Here is a 2,791-nt window from a genome sequence, read left to right on the forward strand (position 1 = left end):
CCATTCCCTTTTGGCTGGCTCAGACATTGACTCGATCCTGCTCAATGTAAGGGCGGAGTTCAGCGCGGAGGGCTTTGCTGGTGACCAGGTCCACAGGGCGGCCGAGTCTGTCTTCCAGATAAAACTGCACACCGAAATAGCGACTGGACGTAGCGGGGCCATCAAAAGCGACAAGGACGTCAACGTCGCTGCTTGTTGTGGCGTTGCCACGTGCAGTGGAGCCAAATAGCGCGAGTTCGGTAACGCCGAAGCGAGCAGCTAGCTCGGGCTTGCTGCTTGCCAGAATGTTGAGGACGTGTTGTCTGTCCATGCTTTGCTCGGTTATGGGTGTGTATGGCCAATTTAATGCAATTGGTGGTGTCGTACAAAATTTGCGAGGAGCAGGATCAATGGCGGAGATCGGCTGCCGCCGATTTCCGCCCTACGATAATATCAATAGCTTCAGGCTTAAGCCGCGCGGCACAAATAGGGTTCATCGCGGGTTTACGGGAATGCGCTACTCCAGCAATTTGCTCCACTCTGAGTGAAATCGATGCTAGGTGGGAGATTCAGCCTGCTGAACGAAGGGGCTTTTGATCCTGGGCTTTTTCGCCCCTCCAGTGGGGCTCCTACAGCAAGATCCACCCTCAGTGAACTCTGTGCCCTCTGTGGTAAGTCCGTTTTTGATCTTTGCGTGCCGCATGTTGCAACCGCGAAGCGGCATAAAAAAAAGGGCCACCCCATCGGGGTGGCCCTTTTCTGTGTTGCTGTTTGGTGGAGCCGGCGGGAATCGAACCCGCGTCCGTCAGCAATCCATCTGCAGATCTACATGCTTAGCCATGTTTATTGATTTAAGCCTTCACAGCCCAACTGGCAGGACGTGAAAGCCGAGCCCCTAAGAGTTTTAACAGCGCCATCCGGGGCGGACTTTGCTGCGAGCCTGTGTTGCGATGCTCGCCGCTCTTCCCCACAGGCAGGGTCGATTGGCGATAAGCAGGGTTTAAGCTGCTAGTGCGTAAGAATCGTCGTTTGCGATTACTTTAATGTGCCACAAATGATTTACGAGACTCGTGACCTTCTCGGCATGCACCACAGAATTCAGTACCGGCGTCGAATCCAGGTCGGCCCCTGTGATGGCTTCATTCTAAGGGATGGGGGTGGGGAAGTCGATTTCAATCTGTGCGCGTGCGGGTTGTTCGGAGGTGGCGGAACTGACCATGCCTTGGTGGCGGGCGGCATGAAGATTGTTCATTTGTAATCAGAATGTGAAAAGTGTTACCTGAATACACATCTGTTGTCCGACAATCCGACCCAGTAAGCTTGTGCTGTCATTTTTCGGGCGCACTATAGCGGTGTCACCACGGCAAAGTTACATCGGCCAGTGGTGAGGTTGAGCAAAAGGTGAACGGGTAGCCATAAGCGACCCAGGGGCATCTGGCTCAAATATTGTGTACCACACAATGGCTTTACAGCGAGCCTTGAGATTGATGTATCAAGAAGGCCGCTGATCAAAGCATTGTCGTTCATTGAAGGAGAAGGATGATGAACACGATCTTTCGGTCAGCAGGGCAAGTTTCCGAGAAGGCACTGTCGCCTTTGAAGGCTCAGCCGCTGCTCTACAGAGCGTTGCAATTGGTATTTGCGCTGGCTGCGTATGCAGCAGGTATTTACCTGGTGAATATGGCGACCCCGGAAGCACGGATTCCGGTGATTCTGTTCGCCGTTTACTTCCTGCCTGCGGTGCTTCGCGCCTGGCTGCAATTGTATTGGCAGCTGCGTGGCGATAGCCGTGCACAGGATGTAAATACCCGCCACACGGCGTAATCAAGACAGCCTGAGACAGTGCCCGGCGGCAGGGCGTGACGCCTCTTTACGGCGTCATCTCTGCCGCAGTATGCGCTGCTTCTGGCGATTCCAGTCGCGCTCTTTCTCTGTGGCGCGCTTGTCGAACTTCTGCTTGCCTTTGGCCAGTGCGATGTCGCACTTGGCGAACCCTTTCTTCCAGTACAGGCTCACCGGTACGCAGGTGAAGCCGTCTTTCTGTACGCCGCCAAATACCCGCCCCAGCTCACGACGGTGCAGCAGCAGTTTGCGCGTGCGTGTCGGGTCCGGGTTAACGTGGGTGCTGGCGGTGTTGAGGGGCTCGAAACGGGCACCGAACAGGAAGGCCTCGCCGTTTTTCAGCAAGACGTAGGCTTCTGTCAGGTTGCCTTTGCCGGCACGCAGGGACTTCACTTCCCAGCCTTCCAATACCAGGCCGGCTTCGAAGTGCTCTTCCAGATGATATTCGTGGCGTGCCTTGCGGTTTTGCGCAATGGTGGCCGACGGTGCTTTGGCTTTCTTGTTGGCTTTTCCCATAGGGCGGCGATTATAGAGCAAGGGGAGAGTGGCTGATAGCGGTTTGTCTGCTGTGGCCGGTGCCGGGTGAGTGACTGCTTACCATCTTTGTGCTGTTGCTGGCGGTCACTTGAGCCGCCCTGCCAAAAAAAAGACAATACCGCCACGCGAACAAGGGTAATGGTGTTATGAAGCAAGAAAACAAGTCGGTCCATGGGGTATGGGGCAGCCGCTGGGTGTTTATTCTGGCGGCAACCGGGTCGGCAGTGGGGCTGGGTAACATCTGGCGCTTTCCGTATATCACCGGGGAAAACGGTGGCGGTGCCTTTGTGCTGCTGTATTTGCTGTGTATTGCGGTGGTGGGGATTCCCATCATGGCCGCGGAGGTGATGCTGGGTCGCAAGGGTGGGCTGAGCCCGATCAACACCATGCGCAAGCTTGCCGGTGAGAGCAAGGTGACACAGCGCTGGGCGGG

The 2,791-nt window shown here is 55.7% G+C and carries 3 protein-coding genes, 1 other RNA gene and 1 pseudogene; 2 read left to right on the forward strand and 3 right to left on the reverse strand.

Features of this window, described 5'->3' with window-relative positions; all coding sequences use genetic code 11:
- Positions 1-19: 19 nt before the first annotated feature.
- Together A3754_RS26300 and ssrA are read right to left on the reverse strand one after the other, a co-directional pair.
- Positions 20-310 (reverse strand): nucleotidyltransferase family protein, encoded by a 291-nt coding sequence (locus A3754_RS26300; RefSeq protein ID WP_063520631.1) that lies wholly within the window; start codon positions 308-310, stop codon positions 20-22.
- Positions 311-751: 441 nt separating this feature from the next.
- Positions 752-1,108: a transfer-messenger RNA gene (ssrA, locus tag A3754_RS21740) on the reverse strand.
- Between the two features lie 410 nt (positions 1,109-1,518).
- Between ssrA and A3754_RS21745 the strand changes: the two genes are divergently transcribed.
- A complete protein-coding gene (locus A3754_RS21745; protein ID WP_063521316.1) occupies positions 1,519-1,803 on the forward strand; it encodes a hypothetical protein in 285 nt (94 codons plus the stop codon).
- 54 nt (positions 1,804-1,857) lie between these two features.
- On the opposite strand, the gene smpB is transcribed toward A3754_RS21745, so the two are convergent.
- Positions 1,858-2,337, reverse strand: a complete 480-nt coding sequence (gene smpB, locus A3754_RS21750; RefSeq protein ID WP_063521317.1) for an SsrA-binding protein SmpB — start codon at positions 2,335-2,337, stop codon at positions 1,858-1,860.
- A 167-nt stretch (positions 2,338-2,504) separates the two neighbouring features.
- Between smpB and A3754_RS21755 the strand changes: the two are divergent.
- Positions 2,505-2,791: pseudogene (locus tag A3754_RS21755) on the forward strand (sodium-dependent transporter); the annotation flags it as partial.

The sequence above is a fragment of the Alcanivorax sp. HI0083 genome, from assembly GCF_001635175.1.